Origin of the sequence: Micromonospora sediminimaris (assembly GCF_016863575.1) — a bacterium.
GTDB classification, from domain to species: domain Bacteria; phylum Actinomycetota; class Actinomycetes; order Mycobacteriales; family Micromonosporaceae; genus Micromonospora; species Micromonospora sediminimaris.
The window spans coordinates 1-20,910 of the sequence record NZ_BOPD01000052.1; the positions used below are offsets into that span (position 1 = coordinate 1).

22 protein-coding genes and 1 pseudogene are annotated in these 20,910 nt (G+C 72.4%); 16 read left to right on the forward strand and 7 right to left on the reverse strand.

The genetic code is table 11. The features are described 5' to 3' along the window. Window positions 1-317: 317 nt before the first annotated feature. Window positions 318-971, forward strand: coding sequence for a C39 family peptidase (locus tag Vse01_RS28070; RefSeq protein WP_093403663.1), 654 nt, complete (start codon window positions 318-320; stop codon window positions 969-971). A 57-nt stretch (window positions 972-1,028) separates the two neighbouring features. Here the strand turns inward: Vse01_RS28070 and Vse01_RS28075 are convergent, their stop codons facing one another. Continuing rightward, window positions 1,029-1,931, reverse strand: coding sequence for an iron-sulfur binding domain-containing protein (locus Vse01_RS28075; protein WP_093403664.1), 903 nt, complete (start codon window positions 1,929-1,931; stop codon window positions 1,029-1,031). Between the two features lie 94 nt (window positions 1,932-2,025). Between Vse01_RS28075 and Vse01_RS28080 the strand changes: the two genes are divergently transcribed. The 3 genes from Vse01_RS28080 to Vse01_RS28090 all read left to right on the forward strand — a co-directional run bounded on the left by Vse01_RS28080 (window position 2,026) and on the right by Vse01_RS28090 (window position 3,997). After that, entirely contained in the window at window positions 2,026-2,538 is a 513-nt protein-coding gene (locus Vse01_RS28080) for a glycine cleavage system transcriptional repressor (protein ID WP_093403260.1), read from the forward strand. Further along, window positions 2,535-3,128, forward strand: coding sequence for a peptide deformylase (locus Vse01_RS28085; RefSeq protein WP_232511183.1), 594 nt, complete (start codon window positions 2,535-2,537; stop codon window positions 3,126-3,128). Before Vse01_RS28080 ends, Vse01_RS28085 begins: the two co-directional genes overlap by 4 nt. Window positions 3,129-3,265: 137 nt before the next feature. Beyond that, window positions 3,266-3,997 carry a hypothetical protein gene (locus Vse01_RS28090; RefSeq protein WP_093403262.1) on the forward strand — a complete coding sequence of 244 codons (732 nt, stop codon included), beginning with the start codon at window positions 3,266-3,268 and terminating at the stop codon, window positions 3,995-3,997. A 75-nt stretch (window positions 3,998-4,072) separates the two neighbouring features. Here the strand turns inward: Vse01_RS28090 and disA are convergent, their stop codons facing one another. The 4 genes from disA to Vse01_RS28110 all read right to left on the reverse strand — a co-directional run bounded on the left by disA (window position 4,073) and on the right by Vse01_RS28110 (window position 8,641). Beyond that, window positions 4,073-5,251: a DNA integrity scanning diadenylate cyclase DisA gene (gene disA / locus Vse01_RS28095; RefSeq protein ID WP_093403667.1), complete on the reverse strand. Its 1,179-nt coding sequence runs from the start codon at window positions 5,249-5,251 to the stop codon at window positions 4,073-4,075. 97 nt (window positions 5,252-5,348) lie between these two features. Further along, entirely contained in the window at window positions 5,349-6,845 is a 1,497-nt protein-coding gene (gene radA, locus Vse01_RS28100; protein ID WP_373870733.1) for a DNA repair protein RadA, read from the reverse strand. A gap of 79 nt (window positions 6,846-6,924) precedes the next feature. Continuing rightward, window positions 6,925-7,662, reverse strand: a complete 738-nt coding sequence (locus Vse01_RS28105) for a hypothetical protein (protein WP_093403264.1) — start codon at window positions 7,660-7,662, stop codon at window positions 6,925-6,927. A 139-nt stretch (window positions 7,663-7,801) separates the two neighbouring features. Next, window positions 7,802-8,641 carry a UbiA family prenyltransferase gene (locus Vse01_RS28110; protein ID WP_093403265.1) on the reverse strand — a complete coding sequence of 280 codons (840 nt, stop codon included), beginning with the start codon at window positions 8,639-8,641 and terminating at the stop codon, window positions 7,802-7,804. A gap of 46 nt (window positions 8,642-8,687) precedes the next feature. Here Vse01_RS28110 and Vse01_RS28115 point away from each other — a divergent pair, with 46 nt between their 5' ends. The 4 genes from Vse01_RS28115 (at window position 8,688) to Vse01_RS28130 (ending at window position 12,413) form a co-directional block, all read left to right on the forward strand. Further along, on the forward strand, window positions 8,688-9,425 hold the full coding sequence (locus Vse01_RS28115; protein ID WP_093403267.1) for a methyltransferase domain-containing protein: 738 nt from the start codon (window positions 8,688-8,690) through the stop codon (window positions 9,423-9,425). A 47-nt stretch (window positions 9,426-9,472) separates the two neighbouring features. Continuing rightward, window positions 9,473-10,645 carry an acyl-CoA dehydrogenase family protein gene (locus Vse01_RS28120; RefSeq protein ID WP_093403269.1) on the forward strand — a complete coding sequence of 391 codons (1,173 nt, stop codon included), beginning with the start codon at window positions 9,473-9,475 and terminating at the stop codon, window positions 10,643-10,645. 65 nt (window positions 10,646-10,710) lie between these two features. Next, window positions 10,711-11,787: a type III polyketide synthase gene (locus Vse01_RS28125; RefSeq protein WP_093403270.1), complete on the forward strand. Its 1,077-nt coding sequence runs from the start codon at window positions 10,711-10,713 to the stop codon at window positions 11,785-11,787. A 26-nt stretch (window positions 11,788-11,813) separates the two neighbouring features. Then, a complete protein-coding gene (locus Vse01_RS28130; RefSeq protein WP_093403272.1) occupies window positions 11,814-12,413 on the forward strand; it encodes a hypothetical protein in 600 nt (199 codons plus the stop codon). Window positions 12,414-12,443: 30 nt separating this feature from the next. On the opposite strand, the gene Vse01_RS28135 is transcribed toward Vse01_RS28130, so the two are convergent. Then, the gene (locus Vse01_RS28135; protein WP_093403274.1) at window positions 12,444-13,109 is read right to left on the reverse strand and encodes a hypothetical protein; all 666 of its coding nucleotides are present in this window, start codon (window positions 13,107-13,109) and stop codon (window positions 12,444-12,446) included. Window positions 13,110-13,481: 372 nt separating this feature from the next. Between Vse01_RS28135 and Vse01_RS28140 the strand changes: the two genes are divergently transcribed. The 4 genes and pseudogenes from Vse01_RS28140 to Vse01_RS29905 all read left to right on the forward strand — a co-directional run. After that, window positions 13,482-13,967, forward strand: a complete 486-nt coding sequence (locus tag Vse01_RS28140) for a CarD family transcriptional regulator (RefSeq protein WP_007073334.1) — start codon at window positions 13,482-13,484, stop codon at window positions 13,965-13,967. 56 nt (window positions 13,968-14,023) lie between these two features. Then, window positions 14,024-14,719 carry a 2-C-methyl-D-erythritol 4-phosphate cytidylyltransferase gene (gene ispD, locus Vse01_RS28145; protein WP_093403275.1) on the forward strand — a complete coding sequence of 232 codons (696 nt, stop codon included), beginning with the start codon at window positions 14,024-14,026 and terminating at the stop codon, window positions 14,717-14,719. Between the two features lie 13 nt (window positions 14,720-14,732). Beyond that, the gene (gene ispF / locus Vse01_RS28150; RefSeq protein WP_093403277.1) at window positions 14,733-15,218 is read left to right on the forward strand and encodes a 2-C-methyl-D-erythritol 2,4-cyclodiphosphate synthase; all 486 of its coding nucleotides are present in this window, start codon (window positions 14,733-14,735) and stop codon (window positions 15,216-15,218) included. Window positions 15,219-15,228: 10 nt separating this feature from the next. Further along, window positions 15,229-15,855, forward strand: a pseudogene (locus Vse01_RS29905) (tetratricopeptide repeat protein); the annotation flags it as partial. A gap of 675 nt (window positions 15,856-16,530) precedes the next feature. Here the strand turns inward: Vse01_RS29905 and Vse01_RS28160 are convergent. After that, window positions 16,531-17,697: a homogentisate 1,2-dioxygenase gene (locus tag Vse01_RS28160; RefSeq protein ID WP_093403280.1), complete on the reverse strand. Its 1,167-nt coding sequence runs from the start codon at window positions 17,695-17,697 to the stop codon at window positions 16,531-16,533. Between the two features lie 79 nt (window positions 17,698-17,776). Here Vse01_RS28160 and Vse01_RS28165 point away from each other — a divergent pair, with 79 nt between their 5' ends. The 4 genes from Vse01_RS28165 to Vse01_RS28180 all read left to right on the forward strand — a co-directional run bounded on the left by Vse01_RS28165 (window position 17,777) and on the right by Vse01_RS28180 (window position 20,797). Continuing rightward, complete coding sequence (locus Vse01_RS28165; protein WP_093403281.1) at window positions 17,777-18,643, forward strand: hypothetical protein; 867 nt, start codon at window positions 17,777-17,779, stop codon at window positions 18,641-18,643. Next, window positions 18,640-19,854: a fumarylacetoacetase gene (gene fahA / locus Vse01_RS28170; RefSeq protein ID WP_093403283.1), complete on the forward strand. Its 1,215-nt coding sequence runs from the start codon at window positions 18,640-18,642 to the stop codon at window positions 19,852-19,854. Before Vse01_RS28165 ends, fahA begins: the two co-directional genes overlap by 4 nt. A 173-nt stretch (window positions 19,855-20,027) precedes the next feature. Beyond that, window positions 20,028-20,237, forward strand: coding sequence for a DUF397 domain-containing protein (locus Vse01_RS28175; RefSeq protein WP_093403670.1), 210 nt, complete (start codon window positions 20,028-20,030; stop codon window positions 20,235-20,237). Window positions 20,238-20,326: 89 nt separating this feature from the next. Beyond that, window positions 20,327-20,797 carry an SRPBCC family protein gene (locus tag Vse01_RS28180; RefSeq protein ID WP_093403284.1) on the forward strand — a complete coding sequence of 157 codons (471 nt, stop codon included), beginning with the start codon at window positions 20,327-20,329 and terminating at the stop codon, window positions 20,795-20,797. Window positions 20,798-20,910 lie beyond the last annotated feature (113 nt).

The window sequence follows — 20,910 nt, forward strand, 5'->3', positions numbered from 1 at the left end:
GGCCCGGTGGCGAATGCCACCGGGCCGCCGCCGTTCGTGTGGGTCAAGGCGTAAGTCACCCCCGTAGCCGGATGTCCGCTTTGTGGTTCTTTGTCGTGACGGTGGTCACGGTTTGCCGGGGCATGGACCGCTCCTGGGAGTCGTTGTACCGGGAGTAACCGCGACGGCCACCCCGGCCGGCCCGACCCGGAAATGCCGGGCCCGACGAGGTCGTTGCAGACCCGGAGCAGGCGCACCGCGCCGCCTCCATCCGACGCGGTACTCGCAACCTCCCATCTCCTGGTGTCGTGTCGATCCCCCGAGACGGAAGGCAAACGATCATGACTAGTTCGATCCGCAAGGCTGCCCTGACCGCCGCCGGTGCCGTCTGCGCCGGTGGGATGATCGCCGGCCCGGTGAGCGCGACCGCTGCCCCGCCGAGCTCCGATCCGCTGGCCGCCGTGACCGAGCGGGGGCACGGCAAGGGTGAGCGGCAGTTGAAGGTGCGCTACGAGGCCCAGCCGAACTTCTACTACTGCGGTCCGGCAGCGGTCCGTAACACCCTGAGCATCCTCAACAAGGACGTCTCCCAGGATGACCTGGCCCGCGAGATGGGCACCACCGAGCGGGGCACCGACTCGGCCTTCCTGATCACCGAGGCCCTCAACCGGAAGGCCGGTGAGGATGTCTACCGCACGGTGGAGATCCCGGGCCAGGCCGCCGACCGAGCGGAGACCGATCGGCTACGGGAAGACGTCGTCCGTGCCGTCGACAGCGGCCGGGGCGTGGTGGCCAACGTCGTGGGCACCGCGACCGACCTCGACGGGGGCAGCCACACCTTCGATGGTGGGCACTACATCGCGGTGACCGGTTACCGCGACGGCGGCGACCAGATGAAGATCGCCGACTCGGCAGACGCCGCCCGGGCCGAGTACTGGATCAGCACCGACGCGCTGGCCGACTGGATCGCCAGCCGGGGCTATTCCGCCTGATCCAACCGACAGATGCCGAGGGCCGGCCCCGATCGGGGCCGGCCCTCGAACACGTTCTCAACCGGCCACCGGTGCCGGAGGGCCGTCGCCGATCAACCGGAACGACGTCTCACCGACCGGCTCGACCAGACCGTCGTCGACCAGGCCGGCGAGTGCCCGAGCGCGCTGCACGTCGTCCGCCCACACCTGGTCCAGGCGTTGATGCGGCACTGGGCCGGTAGCCTCCCGGAGGACTCCGAGCAGCAGTCCGCGTACCTGGCGGTCGGTGCCCGCGTACCGTTGCGGGCGGCGGGTCGGACCGGCTGGAGCGGGGCGTCCCGAGGCCCGCCAGGCGCAGGTCGACTCGACGGGGCACGCCTCGCAGCGAGGCGACCGGGCGGTGCAGACGACCGCCCCCAACTCCATGATTGCGGCGCTGGCCAGGGCCGCCGCAGCCGGTTCGGCGGGCAGCAGCTCCTCGGTGGCGACCAGATCGGCGGGGCGGGTGGTCGGGCCGGCATCCGGTTCGCCGGCCACCGCCCGGCACACCACCCGACGTACGTTCGTGTCGACCACCGGGTGACGCTGGCCGTACGCGAAGGCAGCGACCGCCCGGGCGGTGTACGTACCGACGCCGGGCAGGGCGAGCAGTTGCTCCAACCGGTCCGGCACCACACCGCCGTGCCGCTCCACGATGGCCACCGCGCACTCGTGCAGCCGGACCGCTCGACGGGGATAGCCGAGCCGTCCCCACATGCGGATCGCCTCGGCCGGGCTGGACCCGGCCAGGGCGGCCGGCGTGGGCCAGCGCTCCAGCCACGCCTGCCAGGCCGGTACCACCCGGACGACCGGGGTCTGCTGAAGCATGACCTCGCTGACCAGGATCGCCCAGGGGCTCGTCTCGGGCCGGCGCCACGGCAGGTCCCGCGCGTGCTGCTCGTACCACCGGCTCACCCGGCCGGCGAATGTGGGTTCTGTCATCGCGTCGCCGATGATGTCACGCACGCCGATCCCGCCGTTCGGACGGTCGGCGGGCCGACGCCGGCGGCGGCTGCCGGTCGGGCAGAATGCCCGGATGAACGAGCTTGCGATCACCGTCATCGGCCGGGACCGGCCCGGCATCGTGGCTGACGTCGCCGAGGTGCTCGCCCGGCTCGGCGCCAACCTCACCGACAGCACCATGACCCGCCTGCGGGGACACTTCGCGATGACCCTGATCTGTGTCGGCCCGGCCGCCGCCGAGGTCGAGACCGCGTTGGCGCCGCTGGCCGCCGACGGCCAACTGCTGGCGACAGTACGCGCGGTGACGCCTGACGGCGAGACGGCACCGGCCGGCGAACCGTACGTGATGGCGGTGCACGGGGCCGACCGGATGGGCATCGTGGCCGCGATGACCCGGGTGCTGGCCGAGGCCGGCGGCAACGTCACCGACCTGAGCACCCGTTTGGCGGGGACGCTCTACGTGGTGGTGGCCGAGGTGGAACTGCCCCCCGGCACCGCCGACGCGCTCGGCGGCCGGCTCGCGGAGGCAGCCGCCGGTCTCGGCGTCGAGGTGACCCTCCGGCCCGCCGAACCGGATCTGCTGTGAGCGGCGCGCCGGACGTGTCGAACCCGGACCCGCAGGCCGACGCGTACGTGGGTCTCGGCGACTGGGCACCCGAGACACTTGGCGCTGGGCGGGTCATCCCGGTGGTCTCCGCCCCGGACCCGGTGCTCAGCCGGCCGGGAGAGGAGGTCGACCCGACCGCCGACGAGACGGTGCAGCTGGCCGCCGACCTGATCGCCACCATGCGGGTCTCGCCCGGCTGCGTGGGCCTGGCCGCCCCGCAGGTCGGGGTGAGCGCCCAACTCTTCGCGGTGGACGTCACCGGGCATCCGAAGACGGTCACCGGGCACGGCGTCTTCGTGCTCTGCAACGCCCGGGTCGTCGAAGCCACCAGGTGGAAGGCAGGTCGGGAAGGTTGCATGTCGGTGCCGGACCTGACCGGCGACGTGAAGCGCGCGAGCCGGCTGGTGGTGGAAGGGGCGCTGCCCGGCAGCGGTGAAACCGTACGCCTGGTTACTGACGGTTTCGAGGCGCGTGCCCTGCAACACGAGATCGACCACTGCGCTGGCCTGCTCTTTCTGGACCGGGTGGCCGGCGCGCACGCGATCTACCAGCGGAAGGTCTACCTCTGAGTCGAGCCGGACGGTCGCGCTGAGTGACTGCCGTCGGTGCGTACCGTCGTGAATGGAGGGTCGGATCCGATGGGACGGGGGAGTCACGGCGCGTCGCTGACGTCCGCCGCACGCGCCGCCGCTACGGTGGGGGCATCATGCGTCTGACGGTCGGCCCCCTGCCTCCCACCGTGTACTGGCGGCGTCGCGCCGTCGTGCTCGGTGCGGTGCTGCTCTTCCTGATTGTCCTGTTCTATTCGTGTAACGGGCCCACCGGAGGCAACGACGCGACCGGCAACGGCCAACCCGACTCGGGCGTGGCGACCGGCACGCCGGATCCGACCGGGTCGGTGCTGACGCCGCAGACCGGTGCGCCGCCGTCCGGTGACGCCGGTGCCGACCCCGCCGATCCCGGGGACGGTGCCGAGCCGTCCGCCCCGGAGAACGAGCCGAGCCTCAGCAACGACCCGCCGGCGGTCGATCCGGTCGTGGACGAAGGCAACTGTGCGGACACCGAACTTTCGGTGACCGCCGTGGCGCTGCCGGCGCAGGCCGCCTCGGGTGCCCACGTCGACCTGAACCTGAAGATCCGTAACCGGTCCGACCGGACGTGCAGCCGAGACGTCGGCGCGACCGCCCAGGAGTTGTACATCAAGGCCGGGGCCGAGGTGGTCTGGTCCTCGGACACCTGTGGCACGGCCGCCGGGTCGGACGTGCAGTCCTTCACCCCCGGCTTCGAACGCTCCTACCAGGTCAACTGGAACGGCAGGGACAGCAGCCGGTGCGCCGACGGTGTGGCCAACGGACCGGCCGTGCCGGCCGGGACGTACCAGGTCTTCGCCCGGGTGGGCACCAAGCTGAGCCAACCCGCGAAGCTGGTCCTCAAGTAGTCGGCGCTCGGTCGCTCGGTCGCTCGGCCGGACCGCCGGCCGAGCCGCGGGACGACCGAGGACTTCGACGCAGGCTTACACGTAGCGTTCCAGGATGGACGCTTCGGCGAGCCGCGACAGCCCCTCGCGTACGCCCCGGGCCCGGGCGTCACCGACGCCGTCGACCGCTTGCAGGTCCTCCACCGTCGCACCGAGCAGCCGTTGCAGGCTGCCGAAGTGCAACACCAGCCGGTCGACCACGGCCACCGGAAGGCGGGGCACCTTCGCCAGCAGCCGGAAGCCGCGCGGGCTGACCGCCGCGTCCAACGCGTCCGAGGCGGCCGGGTAGCCGATCGCCTTGGCGACCGAGACCAGATCGATCAGCTCGGTGGCGCTGAGCAGATCCAGCTCGACAAGCGCCTCGTCGAGGGTCCGGGACTTGCGACCGGTGGGTAGGTAGTCCCGAATGACCAGGGTGCGGTCAGCGTCGACGCCGGCCATCAACTCGTCCAGCTGAAGGGCGAGCAACCGCCCGTCGGTGCCCAACTCGACCACGTAGCCGGCGATCTCGTCGGCGATCCGCCGGACCATCTCCAAGCGCTGCACCACGGCCACCGCGTCGCGTACGGTGACCAGATCCTCGATCTCCAGGGCGGACAGGGTGCCGGAGACCTCGTCGAGGCGGAGTTTGTACCGCTCCAAGGTGGCCAGCGCCTGGTTCGCACGGGAGAGAATCGCCGCCGAGTCGTCCAGCACGTGCCGCTGACCGTTGACGTAGAGGCTGATGATGCGCATGGACTGGCTGACCGAGATGACCGGGTATCCGGTCTGCCGGGCCACCCGCTCCGCGGTGCGGTGCCGGGTGCCGGACTCCTCGGTCGGGATCGTCGGATCGGGCATCAGGTGAACCGCCGCCCGGACGATCCGGGTGCCGTCGCTGGAGAGCACCACCGCGCCGTCCATCTTGCACAGCTCCCGGACCCGGGTCGCGGAGAACTCGACGTCCAGCGGAAAGCCACCCGTGCAGAGCCCTTCGACCACCTTGTCGTAGCCCAGGACGATCAGCGCGCCCGTCCGACCCCGCAGGATCCGCTCCAACCCGTCACGTAGTGCGGTGCCCGGCGCCATCAGGGCAAGGTTGGCGCGCAGCGGGTCGCCGACGACGCCGCCCCCGGTCACGCTCACGCTGATGGGTCGGGCGGGCGAGCCCACGGCAGCGGTGCGGGCGTGGGGCGTCGCGCCGGCTGGCTTGGTGGTATCGCGGTCGATCGGCACGGGCACAGTCTACGGACTGCCGTGCGGTGGGTGCTCTCGCGGTTACTGTGATGTGTCACGATTCCGCCCGCCCTGCCCGACCCGACCCGTCGGCGGCTCATTCCGCCGACGCCCGCGCGGCGGCCTGCAACGCCGAGCGGACGTCGGTGACCTCGATCACGCGCATCTGCTCCGGACCGGCACCGGCGCTGGTGGGCCCGCAACCGGGCGGCACGAGAGCCAGCCGGAAGCCGAGCCGGGCGGCCTCGGCCAACCGGCGCGGCACCGCGCCCACCCGGCGCACCTCGCCGGTGAGGCCGACCTCGCCGATCGCCACCAGGTGCGGGGCGATCGCCAGGTTGAGCCCTCCGGAGGCGACGGCGAGGGCGACCGCGAGGTCGGCTGCGGGCTCCACCACCCGGATGCCGCCCACGGTGGCCGCGAAGACCTCCCGGTCGTGCAGAGTGAGCCGTTCGGTCCGGCGTTGGAGCACCGCCAGCACCATCGCCAGCCGGGCGGAGTCCAGCCCGGAGACGGTACGCCGGGGCGACCCGGCCACGGTGGCACCGATCAGGGCCTGCACCTCGGTGAGCAACGCCCGGCGGCCCTCCATCGCCACCGTCACACAGGTGCCCGGAACCGGCTCGGAGTAACGGGTCAGGAACAGCCCGGAGGGGTCGGCGAGGCTGCTGATGCCGCCCTCGTGCATCTCGAAGCAGCCGACCTCGTCGGCGGCGCCGAACCGGTTCTTGACCCCGCGCACCATCCGCAGCGACGAGTGCTTGTCACCCTCGAAGTGCAGCACCACGTCGACCAGATGCTCAAGCACCCGAGGACCCGCGACCTGGCCGTCCTTGGTGACGTGGCCGACCAGCACGGTGGCGACCCCGCGTTCCTTGGCGACCGCGACCAGGGCGGCGGTGACCGCCCGGACCTGGGTCACCCCGCCGGGCACGCCTTCGGTGCCGGTGGTCGAGATGGTCTGTACCGAGTCGAGCACGAGCAGGCCGGGCTTGACCGCGTCCAGATGGCCGAGCACCGCCGCGAGGTCACTCTCGGCGGCCAGGAAGAGCTGGTCGTGCAGGGTGCCCATGCGCTCCGCCCGCAGCCGCACCTGGCTGACCGACTCCTCACCGCTCACCACAAGCGACGGGCTGCCTGCTCCGGCGGCCCACTGCTGGGCGACGTCGAGCAGCAGAGTCGACTTGCCCACCCCCGGCTCACCGGCGAGCAGCACCACGGCACCGGGGACCAGGCCGCCACCGAGGACGCGGTCCAGCTCACCGACCCCGGTGGGCCGGGCCCGGGCCGGTGCCGCGCTGATGGTGGCGATGGGCCGGGCGGGCTCGGCGGGCATCCGGGAACTCACCACCCGACCCGAGACGGTCGGGCCGGTGATCGTGCATTCGACCACGGAGCCCCACTCGCCGCACTCGGGACAGCGGCCCACCCACTTCGGTGGCTGGTGTCCGCAGGCATCGCACTCGTACGCGGGCCGCGGCTCGCGAGCGGCGGCGCGACCGCGCGAGCCGGTGCTCGCCCGGGACGGGGTCGATCGGGAGATGCTCACCCGACCGACGCTAACCCCCGGGTACGACGAGGGCGCCGTCGGCATGGCTGCACCACGTCGACGACGCCCTCGGAAATCACCCTGGACCGGTTCCGGTCGCGGTACGCGACGCCGGTCGGTCGGCTCAGTGGCCGCCTTCGCCCTCGTACCCGGTGTGCCGCTCGATGATCGGCGACGGCTCGGGCGCGGGGGTAAGCGGCACGGCGATCGGTGCGGGGCTGGTGACCGTCTCGCCGCCGAAGTCGAAGGTCAGCGTGACGTTCTGGCCGGCGAGCAGGGCCTCGTTCAGCCCGACGAGCTGAAGCACCTGCTCACCCTCGGTGTTGAGCTGCACGTAGCTCAGCGGGGGGATCTCGATCCGGGCCGGCCCGGTCGAGGGCGATTCGGTCGGGCTGGGCGACGGAGATTCGTCCGGCGAGGGCGAGTTGTCCGGCGAAGCGGAGTTGTCCGGTGAGGGAGAGCCCTCCGGGGACTGCTCCGCTGACGGGGACGCGGTCGGCGACGGGGACGCGGTGGGTGATGGGCTGGTCGCGGCGGCGACCGAGGTGAGCACCACCTCGCGGGCGTCCGACGAGGTGACCGTCACCGTCACCGGGTCCGCCGAGTCGTTGTAGAGGACGACGTTGAGCAGGGCGTTGTCGCCGGCCTGGTAGCCCTCGACACCGGGATAGGCGACCAGGGCACCGCGTACGGCGTACTTCCCGTCGCCGGCCGCGAGGTTGGCGCCCTGGACCGACGGCACCTTGTTGGCCGTCTCGGAGATCTGGCCGGCGCCGCATCCGGACAGCAGCAGCCCGGCTGCCGCCGCGATCCCGGGCAGCAGCACGGCAGCCCGCCGGGAACCCCTGATCGAGCGCCTCACGTCGGTCCTCCTCGTCACGATCACACCCGGCCTACCCGCCGGAACCGCTGGCCATGCCCGCGCAGACCGGGCTCCAGGGTAGTTGGAGCTGATCGTGGCCCGCACGCCGACCCGGTGCGACCACCTGCCGGGGGGAGACTCAGCCGAGCCGACCGTTCGTGACCAGCAGGGCGACGTCGATCAGGGCGACCAGGAGCACCGCCCGGAAGGCGGCCACCGGCCGGGCTCCGGCGGTGTTCCCGGCCCGGCCCGCGTACCAGGCCACGATGAAGATCACGATGGTGGCGCCGACCGCCGCGAGACCCACGCCCGTCGGCGGCCCGGGCGGCCCGAGCACCAGCGTGACGGTCGCCGCGATCAGCAGCCCGACGGCCGCCGCCCGGCTGCCCGTCGCACCGAGCCGGTGCGGCAGCCCACGGACCCCGGTCCGGGCGTCGTCGACGAAGTCGGGCAGCACGTTTGCGAAATGGGCCCCCGCGCCGAGCAACGCCGCCGCGACCACCAGCCAGACCGGGGGCGGCGGAGCGTCGGGCAGTGCCAGCACCACGAAGGCGGGCAGCGCGCCGAAGGAGATCGCGTACGGCAGCACCGAGATCGGGGTGGACTTCAGCGGCCAGTCGTAGAGCAACGCCGAGACCAGAGCGACGGTGGCGCAGATCGCCGCCGTCGGGTTGGTGGTCAGGGCCAGCGCCACGGTCGCGATGGCGGCCACGGCGGCGGCCACCGCGACGGTACGCCGGCCGAGCGCGCCGGCGGCCAACGGCTTGTCGGTACGTCCGACCGCGGCGTCCCGGTCCGCGTCGAGCAGGTCGTTGGTCCACCCGACGGTGAACTGGCTGGCAGCCACGGTGAGCACCACCGCGACCACGCCGCCGGGTGGATGCCCGACACCGACGGCGAGCAGACCGGCCACTGTGGTGACCGCCGCGGTCGGTTCCGGATGGCTCGCTCTGACCAGCCCTAACACCGTCGACGACATAACGGAAGTCTGGTCGTTACCGGGGAGTCGTGCCACGCTCGTTGCCATGCGTGACGCCGGCCGCGTGCTGCCCCGCAACGATCCGCGCCAGTACGACGACCTGGCGGACGAGTGGTGGCGGCCAGACGGCGTCTTCGCCATGCTGCACTGGCTGGCCCGGGCGCGGGCCGCGCTGGTGCCCCCGGCGACGCGACCGGGCGCGCTCCTGGTCGACCTGGGCTGCGGGGCGGGGCTGCTCGCCCCCCACCTGGCCGGGAAGGGCTACCGACATGTGGGGGTGGACCTCACCCGCTCGGCACTGGCGCACGCGGCGGCGCACGGCGTGACGGCGGTCAACGGCGACGCCACGGCGGTACCGCTCGTGGACGGCTGCGCCGACGTGGTCGCCGCCGGCGAGTTGCTGGAGCACGTCCCGGACTGGCGGGCGGCGGTGGCCGAGGCGTGTCGCCTGCTGCGGCCCGGTGGCCTGCTGGTGCTGGACACCCTCAACGACACCGCGTTGGCCCGGCTGGTCGCGGTCCGAGTCGCCGAACGTCTGCCCACCGTGCCGCGTGGCATCCACGATCCTCGGTTGTTCGTGGACGATCGCGAGCTGGTCGCCGAGTGCGCCCGACACGGCGTCGACCTGCGGGTCCGTGGTGTCCGGCCAGGGGTGCCGGGGCTACTGCGGTGGCTGCTCCGGCAGGCCACGGGTGCCCCGACGCCGCCCGCTCAGGCACCGCGCATCGTGCCGACCGGGTCGAGGGCTGTGCTCTACCAGGGCCATGGGGTGCGCGGTGGATAGCTGATCCAGGTGAGGGTATGGCAATGGCCGAAGAGGGGGTTCCATCCATGACCGAGCGCAGTGGAGCGGCGTCGGCGGCCCGGCGGCTGGCGCCCCGGCTGGCGGCGCGGGCCGCCGCCCACGACCGGGACGGCTCGTTTCCGGTCGACGACTTCACCGACCTGCGAGAGGCGGGACTGTTCGGGCTGATGGTTCCCGCCGAGCTGGGTGGCGCCGGGGCCACCTTCGCGGCGTACGCGGCTGTCGCCACCGAACTGGCCCGGGGCAACGGCGCCACCGCGCTGGTGTTCAACATGCACGCCTCGGTCACCGGGGCGCTCGGCGCGGTCACCGAGGAACTGGCCGAGGCGCTCGGCGTACCGGCGGAGGCACTGGCTGCCCGCGACCGCCTGTTGCGGGCGGCGGCCGACGGGGCGTGGTACGCGGTCGCGATGAGCGAGCGGGGCGCGGGTGCCCGGCTGTCCCAGCTCGCCACGGTCTACGAACCTGTCGACGGCGGCTGGCGGATCAAGGGCAGCAAGACCTTCTGTTCCGGTGCCGGTCACGCCGACGGTTACCTGGTGGCGGCCCGCAGCGCCGCCGACCCGTCGGTGGTCTCGCAGTTCCTGGTACCGGCCGGCGAGGGCCTGACCGTCGAGCCGACGTGGGACGCCCTCGGCATGCGCGCCACCGCCTCGCACGACCTGCACCTCGACGTGACCGTCGGGACCGACCGGCTGCTCGGCGGGGTCGAAGGGCTGGCCCTGGTGGTGGCCCAGCTCATGCCGCACTGGCTGGTGGCCAGCTACGCGGCCGTCTACGTGGGGGTGGCCCGGGCGGCGATCGACGCGGCCGCGGAACACCTGAACGCCCGGAACCTCGCCGGGCTGCCGGCGGTACGCGCCCGGCTGGGTCGCGCCGACGCCGCGGTGGCGGCGGCGGAGCTGGCGGTCGCCGAGGCTGCCCGACGGGTGGACGAGGCGCCGGGCGACGAGGAGACCAACAGGTGGGTGTGGCGGGCGAAGCTGTTGGCCGGTACGACCGCGGCGGACGTGGCAGCCTCCATGCTGGAGGCGGCCGGCACCTCCGCCACCCGACGGGGCCATCCGCTGGAACGCCTGTACCGCGATGCTCGTTGCGGGTCGCTGCACCCGGCTACCTCCGACGTCTGTGCCGACTGGCTCGGCATCGCCACACTCGGCGGTGACCCGGACCGTGACGGATCGAGTCCTCGTTGGTGAGCGTGAGGGAATGAGCCTGTCGGCCCTGCGGTCGTGACCGGGGGCGGGACTGGCGAGCGTCAGACATGAGCTTGCGAGAGGAAGGTGGGACCGTGTCCGTACCGGTGATCGCGGGCCTGGGCACGGCCCATCCGCCCTCGGCTGACCAGCAGGAGTTGTGGGAGAAGTTCTTCTCCCAGCACTTCTCCGGCTCCACCCGCGCGCTGGCCGAGCGGATATTCGCGCACTCCGGCGTGACCCGGCGGCAGGCAGCGGTCAACCCGTTGCTTGAGGACGTCTCCGACTGGCCGACCGAGCGACGGATGCTCCGTTACCAGGTCGAGGCGTTGCCGCTGGGTAAGGAGGCGGTCGGCCGGGCGTTGACCGCCGCCGGGCTGGACGCCCGTGACGTCGGACTATTCGTGGTGTGCTCGTGCACCGGGTACGCGACCCCGGGGCTGGACATCCTGCTCGCCCGGGATCTGGGCATGGCCGCGACGACCCAGCGGATGTTCGTCGGTCACATGGGCTGCTATGCGGCGCTGCCGGGGCTGGGCGCGGTGGGTGACTTCGTCACCGCGCGGGGGCGTCCCGCGCTGCTGCTCTGTGCCGAGCTGACCAGCCTGCACCTGCAACCCTCCTCGGCCCGGATGGACACCCAGCAGATCGTCTCCCACGCGCTCTTCTCCGACGCCGCCGTCGCCGCGGCGGTCGTTCCCGGCGGGCGGGGGTACGCCGTACGCGAGGTCGCCTCGGTGACCGACACCTCCACCGCCGACCACATGACCTGGGAGGTGACCGACACCGGTTTCCGGATGGGACTGTCGCCGAAGGTGCCACAGGTGCTGTCGGCGCACGTCCGAGGGCTGGTGGACGAGGTGCTGGCCCGGCACGGCACCCGCCGGTCGGAGGTGGACGGCTGGGCCGTGCACCCGGGCGGTCCACGCATCCTCAACGTGGTGGAGCGTGAGTTGGGGCTGGCGCCGGAGGCGTTGGCGGCGTCCCGGGAGACGCTCAACGACCACGGCAACTGTTCCTCGCCGACGGTGTTGTTGATCCTCGACCGCCTGTTCCGGTCGGCACCGGCACCACGCCGGGTGGTGATGCTGGCGTTTGGGCCAGGGCTGACCCTCTACGCCGCCCTGCTGGAACGAAGCGCCTGACCATCCAACAGAGCTACCCTTCAGGTATGGACGTCGATGCCATCCATCGGCTACGCGGGGCCCTGTTGGCCGCCGTCGCGGTGGCGGCGCTGACCCTCGGCGGCTGGTGGTGGCGGGTAGCGGCACAGGAGGCGCAGCCCGGCGTGGGCCTCCCGTCAGCCGTCACATACTGGCGGGGGAACCCGGTCACCGGTGGCACGGTTTCCGAGCTTCCGAATGCCACCTCCTCCGTCCTGGTCGACGCGCGCACCGGCGCGGTGGCCGGGGCGGACGACGGGCCCGCGGAGCGCCCGGCCACGGGTTCCGCCGCGCCGAGCGGCTGGTACGTGGGCGGGACCGAGCTGGTCTGGACCGAGTCGGCGAGGCTCGGTTCCGGTGCGGCGGTCGTCCGGCAGACCCGGATGGAGCGGGGCGAGCGGCACCTGTTGCGCCTGCGCTGCACCGGCCCGGGCGAGTTGCTGGTAGCCGTCGCCGGTGCCCGGTCAGCAGCCCCGATGACGGTGGGTTGCGACGGCGGGCAGGTCATGATGGAGCTCACCGGCATTGGTGCCGCGGCCCGGTTGTCGTTCTCGCCAGCCGGGTCGGAGCCGGTCCAGATCGAGGCCCGGTTGATCGCCTTGAGCTGAGCGATCCGGGTGGTCTGCGTATCGGGCGGGTCAATTCGCCAGCCGGGACAGTTCGGCGTGGTGGTCTGCGATCGAGGTGACCTCGGGTACCACAAGCGTGATCCGGCCGGTGCGGTCGGCGAGCAGGGCGGTCACGCCGTCCTGACTGGCCGGCAGGTGCAGGAAGGCACGCAGGCCGCCGGCCGGGTCGGCGAGCGCGCGAACTCCCGGCGGCGCTGCCCGTGGCCGAGCGGCGGCCACGCTGACCACGGTCACCCCGGCCGGTGCCGCCGTCGCCGCCGCGGCCACCTGCTCCGGGCAGGCGCATCCGTCCACCAGCAGCACCACCACCGGCAGCAGCCCGCGCAGCGGCACCGGCGACTGCCCGCCGTCGACCAGGTCGAGCGCGGGCAGGGGGCGACCGGTCAGCTGCGCCGGTGTCGGGTCGGGCGTAGTCGCGCCCGGCCCGGTCCGGCTGGCCCTGGGCCAGGTGACGGCGGCCAGGCCGGCGAGGGTGGTCAGGACCGCGACGATCAGCACGATCACCGGTGCGGCAGGTGGACGCCAGCGGCGCTGGTCCGCCGCCGTCCGTCGCAGCTCCCGGCGGATCTGTTCAGCCTCGTCGGCCAGGGCAGCGATGTCGTCCGGGACGACCACGCGGCCCCATTCCGGCGGCAGGTCGGGCAGCCCGGGACCATCGGCGTCAGCCTTGCCCATTACAACCCCCTGGAACCTCACGGGTGTGCGGACGCGGCACCCCTCAAGCGTCCCGCACCAGGCCGGGTACCGCTACCGCTGCCCGCGTCGGACTGCGGCGGGATATCATGGAACGGGTGCGTAGCCCTTGATCTCCAGTGGGTGTGTTGCAGGGCCTCGGCGCTTGTTCTCCCGGATCTCCACGTCCATGGCAGTGGTGTCCGGGGGTCATCCCAAGGTTACTCAACGTGTTCGAATCATCGTCTGGATGGTCTGTCAAGCCGAAGAAATACCTCTCACAGGGCCCCTGAGCTGCGCCAACGGTCAGGACAGCGGTGAGACATCGGTGCCTGAGCGTGTTACCCTAGACACAGCGAAAGGGGTTTCGAACCTATGGTTTTCAGTGTCGGCGAGACCGTTGTTTACCCCCACCACGGGGCCGCACTCATCGAGGCAATCGAGACTCGGGTCATCAAGGGCGAGCCCAAGCAGTACCTCGTCCTGAGGGTCGCGCAGGGTGACCTGACGGTCCGGGTACCGGCCGAGAACGCCGAGATCGTGGGTGTGCGCGAGGTGGTTGGCGAAGAGGGCCTCGGCAAGGTCTTCGACGTTCTCCGGGCTCCGCACACCGAGGAGCCGACCAACTGGTCGCGGCGTTACAAGGCGAATTTGGAGAAGCTGGCTTCCGGTAACCCGCTGAAGGTGGCCGAGGTCGTCCGTGACCTGTGGCGTCGCGAGCGGGAGCGGGGGCTGTCCGCGGGCGAGAAGCGCATGCTCGCCAAGGCTCGCGACATTCTGGTCGGCGAGGTCGCGCTGGCCGAGAAGAGCACCAAGGACGAGGCGGAGACGCTGCTCGACAAGGTGCTGACGGAGGCCTAGTCCGCACCGCATCGTCGTACCCGATTCGTAGCGAACAAACCGTCGAGGACCGCGACGTGACCGCGCAGCTCAATCCGTGCGGTGACGTCGCGGTCCTCGTGCCTGCGGCCGGTGCCGGCGTACGCCTCGGGCCCGGTCGACCGAAGGCACTTCGGCTGCTGGCCGGTGAGCCGCTGCTGGTGCACGCGGTTCGTCGGTTGGCCGAAGCCCCCTCCGTGCACAGCATCGTGGTGGCCGCACCGGTCGCGGAGGTGGCGGCCGTGGGTGAACTGCTCGCACCGATCGCCCCGGTGACCGTGGTTCCCGGTGGTGCGGAACGGCAGGCCTCGGTGGCCGCCGCGCTCGCCGCGGTACCCGCCGGTCCCGGGATCGTCCTGGTGCACGACGCGGCTCGCGCACTCACCCCGCCCGCGCTCGTGGAATCGGTGGCGGCGGCGGTCCGGGCGGGCCATGACGCGGTGATCCCGGTGCTGCCGGTCGTCGACACGATCAAGGAGGTCGACGCGGACGAGAAGGTGCTCGGCACCGTCGACCGGGCTGCGTTGCGCGCCGTGCAGACCCCCCAGGGATTCCGCCGGGCGGTGCTGGCGGCCGCCCACGCCGCTGCCGCCGACGCCCTCACCGACGACGCCGGGCTGGTGGAGAAACTGGGCGTGCCGGTGCACTGCGTGCCCGGTTCGGAGCACGCTCTGAAGATCACCAGGCCGTTCGACCTGGCGCTGGCCGAGCATCTGCTGGCGAGCGGACGGTAGCGCGTACCCTCGGATCATGATCGTTCCTCGGGTGGCCATCGGGACCGACGTGCACGCCTTCGAGGCCGGTCGGCCCTGCTGGGTGGCCGGTCTGTACTGGCCGGAGCAGGACGGCCTGGCCGGGCACTCGGATGCGGACGTGGCCGCCCACGCCGCCTGCAACGCGCTGCTCTCCGCCGCCGGTCTCGGTGATCTCGGGGCCAACTTCGGGGTGGGACAGCCCGAGTGGGCCGGGGCCAGCGGGGTGGCGCTGCTCACCGAGACGGCCCGCCGGGTACGCTCCGCCGGCTTCGCCATCGGCAACGTGTCCGTGCAGGTGGTCGGGGTGCGGCCGAAGATCGGCCCACGTCGGGACGAGGCCCAGCGGGTGCTGTCGGAGGCCGTCGGGGCGGCGGTCACCGTTTCCGCCGCCACCACCGACGGCCTGGGCTTCACCGGGCGCGGGGAGGGGCTCGCGGGGATCGCGGTCGCCCTGGTGTACGAGCAGCCGAGCGCCTAGGCTCGCCGCGATGTCCGCCGACGTCCCCACCGATCCGCCCGCCGCCGACGGCTACCTCGAACGCGCCACGCTCCTGGCCGAGCTGGGCCGCTACGACGAGGCCGTGGCCGAACTCGGCTTCGCCCTGGCCCTCGACCCGGCCGCCGCCAGCGTGTCGACAATGCTGGCCCGGGTGCACCTGGCCGCCGGCCGGCCGGCCGAGGCGCTCGCCGCCGCCCAGGCCGCAGTGGCCGCCGCGCCGGGACAGGTGCCCCCGCTCGTCGCCCGTGGACTGGCCCTCGGTGACCTCGAACGGTACGCCGAGGCCGCCGGTACCGCCGACGAGATCCTGGCCCTGGGCCCGGAGGACGCGTACGCCCAGCGCAGCGCCGCGGCGATCCTGGCTGGCTCCCGCAACGGCCAGCCGGCGTTGAACGCCGCCTGGCGCGGGGTGGAACTGGCCCCCGATGAGCCGCAGGGCCACCTGGTGCTGGGTCTGGTCGCGGCCAACATGCGGATGTACGACCTGGCGGAGCGGGCCTACCGGGAGGCGCTGCGGCTGGACCCACGCCTGGCGGAGACCGGCGACGACGTCGGGGTACTGCGGCTGGAGCAGCGCCGGTGGAGCGCCGCGCTGGCGCGACTGGCCGAAGCGGCGGTGGCGAACCTGCCGCCGACCGATCCGCGCCGTGCCGACGAGATGCTGGACGAGTCGACCCGCCCGGACGAGATCGATGATCAGGACCGGCCGGCTGCCGCCCAGGACGAGTCGGACCCGCCGGCTCTGGGCCACGCCGACGCCAGCCGTCCCGTCGACGGTTCGGAGCAACGTCCGAGTTGGCCGGCGCAGGGCGGTGCGGTACCCGCCGATGGGCCGGTGCCCGCCGGAGGCCCGGAACCGGGTTGGCGTGGTGAAGCCAGGCCGGGACAGCACGGCGTCGGCCCGGTCGTCGCACGCCAGCCGGTGCCGGCGGCACTGCGGCGGTTCGTGCTCTGGGGTGCCGGCTGGTCGGTGGTTGCCGCCGTCGTGGTCGCCTGTTCGACCGCGACCGGCTCCGGCTTCTCCCGGCTGCTGGCGGTGGCGGCGGCTGCTGGCGGCGGCATCGTGCTCTGGCAGCACGCGGCCCGGCTGCCCGGGCTGACCCGCACCATCCTGCCCGTGCTGCGGCGTACCGACCGTCCACTCGCCCTGGCCGTGTACGCCGCCGCCGCGGCACCCGTGCTGATCCTGCTCTACGCCCTGTTCGGCACCCCGTGGCCGCTGGTCCTGGCCATCGCGATCGCCACCGCGGCCCGGTTGGCGATCGTCGGCCGGCCGGTGGCCTGACCGTCCCTAGGGGCGGCGGGCCCAGGTCCAGGCGTACCCGTCGTCCTCGCACTCGGCCGCCGCGTCGCAGAGGTCGAGTGGGCGGAAGGTGTCGACCATGACCGCCAGCTCGTCGAAGAAGTCCACTCCGATGGCGCGTTCCGCCGCGCCGGGCTGCGGTCCGTGCGTGAAGCCGGACGGGTGCAGCGAGATGGAACCCTGCTCGATGCCGGAGCCACGCCGCGCCTCGTAGTTGCCGCCGGTGTAGAAGAGCATCTCGTCGGAGTCGACGTTGTGGTGGTGGTACGGCACCGGAATGGCATCCGGGTGGTAGTCGACCTTGCGGGGCACGAAGGAGCAGATCACGAAGTTCGGGCCGGCGAAGGTCTGGTGCACAGGTGGCGGCTGGTGGATCCGGCCCGTGATCGGCTCGAAGTCGTGGATGGAGAACGCCCACGGATAGAGGTGCCCGTCCCACCCGACCACGTCGAACGGGTGGTTGGCGTAGACGTGGCGGGTCCATCCGCGCCGGTGGCGGACCAGCACCTCGACGTCGGTGCCGTCGACGAGCAACGGGGTGTCCGGCCCCCGGACGTCGCGTTCGCAGTACGGCGAGTGTTCCAGGAACTGTCCGCGTACGGAGAGGTAGCGCTTGGGTGGGCCGATGTGCCCGGACGCCTCCACGGCGAGCAGCCGGGTCGGGGTGTCTCCGGTGGGCACCAGGCGGTGCACCGTCGAGGTCGGGATGATCACGTAGTCGCCGGGTACCGCGTCGAGCACGCCGAACGTCGACTCGACCCGCAGGGTGCCCGCCTCCACGTAGAGGCAGTGGTCGCCGGTGGCGTCGCGGAACAGCGGGGAGGGGCGGTCGGCCAGCACGTAGGCGATCCGCACGTCGTCGTTGGCGAGCAGGTACCGCCGGCCGAGGACCGGGTCCGCGCCGGTCCCGTCGAGCTTGTGGGTACGCAGGTGCCGGGGCTTGAGCGGCAGGTTCGGCACCCGGGTGACGGCCGGCGGGGTGAACTCCTCGGCGGCGACGATCGCGGTCGGGGCGTACCTGTGGTAGAGCAGGGACGAGTCGGAGGAGAAGCCCTCCTGGCCCATCAGCTCCTCGGTGTAGAGGCTGCCGTCCGGCTGCCGGAACTGGGTGTGGCGCTTGCGTGGCAGCTCGCCGATGCTGCGGTAGTACGGCATCTCGCCCTCCCGGTCCGCCCGCGTCCGATATTCGAACGCTGTTGTCCGCTCAATGAAGCGTCCCGTACATTCTTGTCTCGTGTCAACGCAGCTGCCCACTCTTGTCGCCGGCCTGGTCGATGACGCCGCAGTCTTCCCGCCGGGCAGCGCGTCGCTGCCCGACGCCGTGCAGGCCCACCGGCGGCACCGCGTCGCGTGGTACGCCGACCTGGTCGGCCCGCTGCTGCTGCCCGCCTCGGCGATCACGGCGGGCGAGCTGAGCGGTCTCGTCGATCCCGAGGAAGGCTTCGCCATCGGGCTGATCGGTGACACCGGTCTCGACCGGCTGCCGTTCGCGCTGTCGTTCCTACCCCCGCTCGGGGTGACCGCACGACAGGTCGAGGTGCCCGTCGCGCGGCGGGGAGAGGACCCGCAACCAGGACTGACCGAGCTGGTGAAACTCGCCGAGCGGTTGGACGGCGTCCCCGTCTACGCGGAGATCCCGCTCACCTTCGGGCTGATGGGTGCCCTGGACGCGCTCGCCGACTCGCGCGCCCGGGGGGTGCCGGTCGCCGCCAAGTTCCGTACCGGCGGGCTGGCCGCCGAACTCTTCCCGACCCCGGCCGAGTTGGCCGCGGTGGTCTGCGCCTGCCGGGACCGGGGCCTGCCGTTCAAATTGACCGCCGGGCTGCACCACGCGGTCCGGCACGTGGACCCCGAGACCGGCTTCACCCACCACGGGTTCGGCAACGTGCTCGCCGCGACCCTGGCCGCCGCTGACGGCGCGACCATCGGTGCCGTCGCCGAGTTGCTCACCGTGCGCGACGAGCGCCCGCTGGTGCAGGCTGTCGACGGCCGGCCCGATGCGGCGCGCCCGCTGTGGGTGGGGTTCGGCTCGTGCAGCATCGTGGAACCCCTCACCGATTTGATCCGGCTCGGGCTGGTGGACGGAGGCTTTGAGGCATGAGCGAGAGTCAGCCAGCGAGCTGGGTGCCGGGTGCGGCGGGTTCCGGGTACGGGGTGCACCACCTGCCGTACGGCGTGTTCCGGGTGGGCGGCGACGAGCCGCGCATCGGCGTACGCGTCGGAGATTTCGTCCTGGACCTGGCCGGCGCGGAGGCCGCGGACCTGGTGCTGGCCGGCGGCGCGCTGTGCCGGCCCACGCTCAACGCGTTCCTGGCACTGGGACGCCCGCAGTGGACCGCGGTGCGGGACCGGATCACCGAGCTGCTCACCGACCCGACGCACCGGGCGGCGGTGGAGCCGCTGCTGGTGCCCGTCGACGAGGTACGCATGGAGTTGCCCTTCGAGGTGGCCGACTACGTCGACTTCTACTCCTCGGAACACCACGCCTCGAACGTCGGCCTGATCTTCCGCCCGGGGCAGCCGCCGCTGCTGCCGAACTGGAAACACCTGCCGATCGGCTATCACGGCCGTGCCGGGACGGTGGTGGTCTCCGGCACCCCGGTGGTACGTCCGCAGGGGCAGCGGCCCAGCTCCGACGGGCCGACGTTCGGCCCGTCGGCGCGCCTGGACATCGAGGCCGAGGTCGGCTTCGTGGTCGGCGTACCGAGCCCGCTCGGCCGCCCGGTGGCTGCCGCTGACTTCGCCGACCACGTCTTCGGTGTGGTGCTGGTCAACGACTGGTCGGCGCGGGACATCCAGGCATGGGAGTACCAACCGCTCGGGCCGTTCCTCGGCAAGTCGTTCGCCACGTCGGTGGCCGCCTGGGTCACTCCGCTCGACGCGCTGCGCGACGCGTTCGTCGCCGGTCCAGAGCAGGATCCGCCGGTGGCCGACTACCTGCGCGACGAGCCGCACCTGGGGCTGGACCTGCGGTTGCGGGTGCTCTGGAACGGAGAGCCGGTAAGCGAGCCGCCCTTCGCCGGCATGTACTGGACGCCGGCCCAGCAGTTGGCACACCTGACCGTCAACGGCGCCTCGCTGCGTACCGGCGACCTGTACGCCTCCGGCACCGTCTCGGGCCCTCGGCGCGACCAGGTCGGCTCGTTCCTGGAACTCAGCTGGGGCGGCACCGAACCGGTCACCGTGGGCGGGACGGAACGCACCTTCCTGGCCGACGGTGACACGGTGACGATCACCGCCACCGCACCCGGGCCGGACGGCACCACCCTCATGTTGGGCGAGGTCACGGGCACCGTCCTGCCGTCGAACTGACCTGAACCCGACAGCTGACCTTGATCGCACAGCGGGTGCGATCAAGGACCGTCACCGTCTTCGTTGATCGCCTCGGAATTCCGTCGCCATGCCGCGCCGGGCCGGCCGGTGCCCCCTTTCCGGTCGGCCCGGTCTCGGCTGGCGGAACGTCGAAACCGAGGGAGATGACGACGATGCACGTTCTCGTGGACGCGGTCTGGCGTACCAGCAGCCGTTCCAACGACCAGGGCCTCTGTGTGGAGGTGGCCGACAATCTGGCCGCAGTCCACGGTGTGGTGGGCATCCGCGACTCAAAGGACCAGGCCGGACCGGTGCTCGTGGTGAGCCCGCCGGGCTGGACCGCATTCGTCGACGCGATCCGGGACGGTCGATTCGTCGGCTGATGCCCGCCGGGGGTCTCCGGCGGGGATTCTCCGCTCGGGGACCCCGCACCACGATCACGCCGCGTACCGTCGGTGCCACGGGAGGTGGCATGTCGACAGTTGCGGTGAACGGGTTGGTCGCGGCATCCGCAGTCGATCTGTGGCGGGTGCTCACCGACCTGTCCCGGCCGAGGGGCGGTGATCGGCCTGTGCAACTGCTGACGCCCGGAGCGTTCGGCCCGGGTACGAGTTGGCGGGAGATCCGGACGCGACCGGGCGGCGGCACGGTGGCCGAGGAGTTCGTCGTGTTGGCCGCCGAGCCGCCTCGACGGCTGGTCCTCGGCTCGCCCGGTGACGGCGTCGACTACCGGATCACCTGGACGCTACGGGACGTGCACCGTCGTGGGCGTCGCCACGCCTCGGTGACGGTGACGGTGTGGGCTCAGCCGGCCGCGACGACTGGCCGGGCGCTCGCACTGCTGCTCGGCGGGTTGGCGGTCCGAGCAGCGGAAAAGGTGCTGCGGCAGGACATCGCCGCCCTGGCCGCCGCAGCCGGCGCCCGGCACGCCGAAGTCGCCTGACCCAGCGCCCCGCACGCCTCCGTTACGCCCGGATCCGAGCGGGGCTATCGCGAGTTGCGGCAAACAGCGGCATCACGCCCACCGCGAGACCGCGGCATGCCGCATATCGGGAC

What these genes read in the sequence shown, in the direction of transcription:
- Vse01_RS28075 (WP_093403664.1), bottom strand. Translation starts at nt 1,931, where the DNA reads ATGACAGAACCCACATTCGCCGGCCGGGTGAGCCGGTGGTACGAGCAG.
- Vse01_RS28080 (WP_093403260.1), top strand. Translation starts at nt 2,026, where the DNA reads ATGAACGAGCTTGCGATCACCGTCATCGGCCGGGACCGGCCCGGCATC.
- Vse01_RS28090 (WP_093403262.1), top strand. Translation starts at nt 3,266, where the DNA reads ATGCGTCTGACGGTCGGCCCCCTGCCTCCCACCGTGTACTGGCGGCGT.
- radA (WP_373870733.1), bottom strand. Translation starts at nt 6,845, where the DNA reads ATGCCGACGGCGCCCTCGTCGTACCCGGGGGTTAGCGTCGGTCGGGTG.
- Vse01_RS28110 (WP_093403265.1), bottom strand. Translation starts at nt 8,641, where the DNA reads ATGTCGTCGACGGTGTTAGGGCTGGTCAGAGCGAGCCATCCGGAACCG.
- Vse01_RS28115 (WP_093403267.1), top strand. Translation starts at nt 8,688, where the DNA reads ATGCGTGACGCCGGCCGCGTGCTGCCCCGCAACGATCCGCGCCAGTAC.
- Vse01_RS28120 (WP_093403269.1), top strand. Translation starts at nt 9,473, where the DNA reads ATGACCGAGCGCAGTGGAGCGGCGTCGGCGGCCCGGCGGCTGGCGCCC.
- Vse01_RS28125 (WP_093403270.1), top strand. Translation starts at nt 10,711, where the DNA reads ATGAGCTTGCGAGAGGAAGGTGGGACCGTGTCCGTACCGGTGATCGCG.
- Vse01_RS28130 (WP_093403272.1), top strand. Translation starts at nt 11,814, where the DNA reads ATGGACGTCGATGCCATCCATCGGCTACGCGGGGCCCTGTTGGCCGCC.
- Vse01_RS28135 (WP_093403274.1), bottom strand. Translation starts at nt 13,109, where the DNA reads ATGGGCAAGGCTGACGCCGATGGTCCCGGGCTGCCCGACCTGCCGCCG.
- Vse01_RS28140 (WP_007073334.1), top strand. Translation starts at nt 13,482, where the DNA reads ATGGTTTTCAGTGTCGGCGAGACCGTTGTTTACCCCCACCACGGGGCC.
- Vse01_RS28160 (WP_093403280.1), bottom strand. Translation starts at nt 17,697, where the DNA reads ATGCCGTACTACCGCAGCATCGGCGAGCTGCCACGCAAGCGCCACACC.
- fahA (WP_093403283.1), top strand. Translation starts at nt 18,640, where the DNA reads ATGAGCGAGAGTCAGCCAGCGAGCTGGGTGCCGGGTGCGGCGGGTTCC.
- Vse01_RS28175 (WP_093403670.1), top strand. Translation starts at nt 20,028, where the DNA reads ATGCACGTTCTCGTGGACGCGGTCTGGCGTACCAGCAGCCGTTCCAAC.
- Vse01_RS28180 (WP_093403284.1), top strand. Translation starts at nt 20,327, where the DNA reads ATGTCGACAGTTGCGGTGAACGGGTTGGTCGCGGCATCCGCAGTCGAT.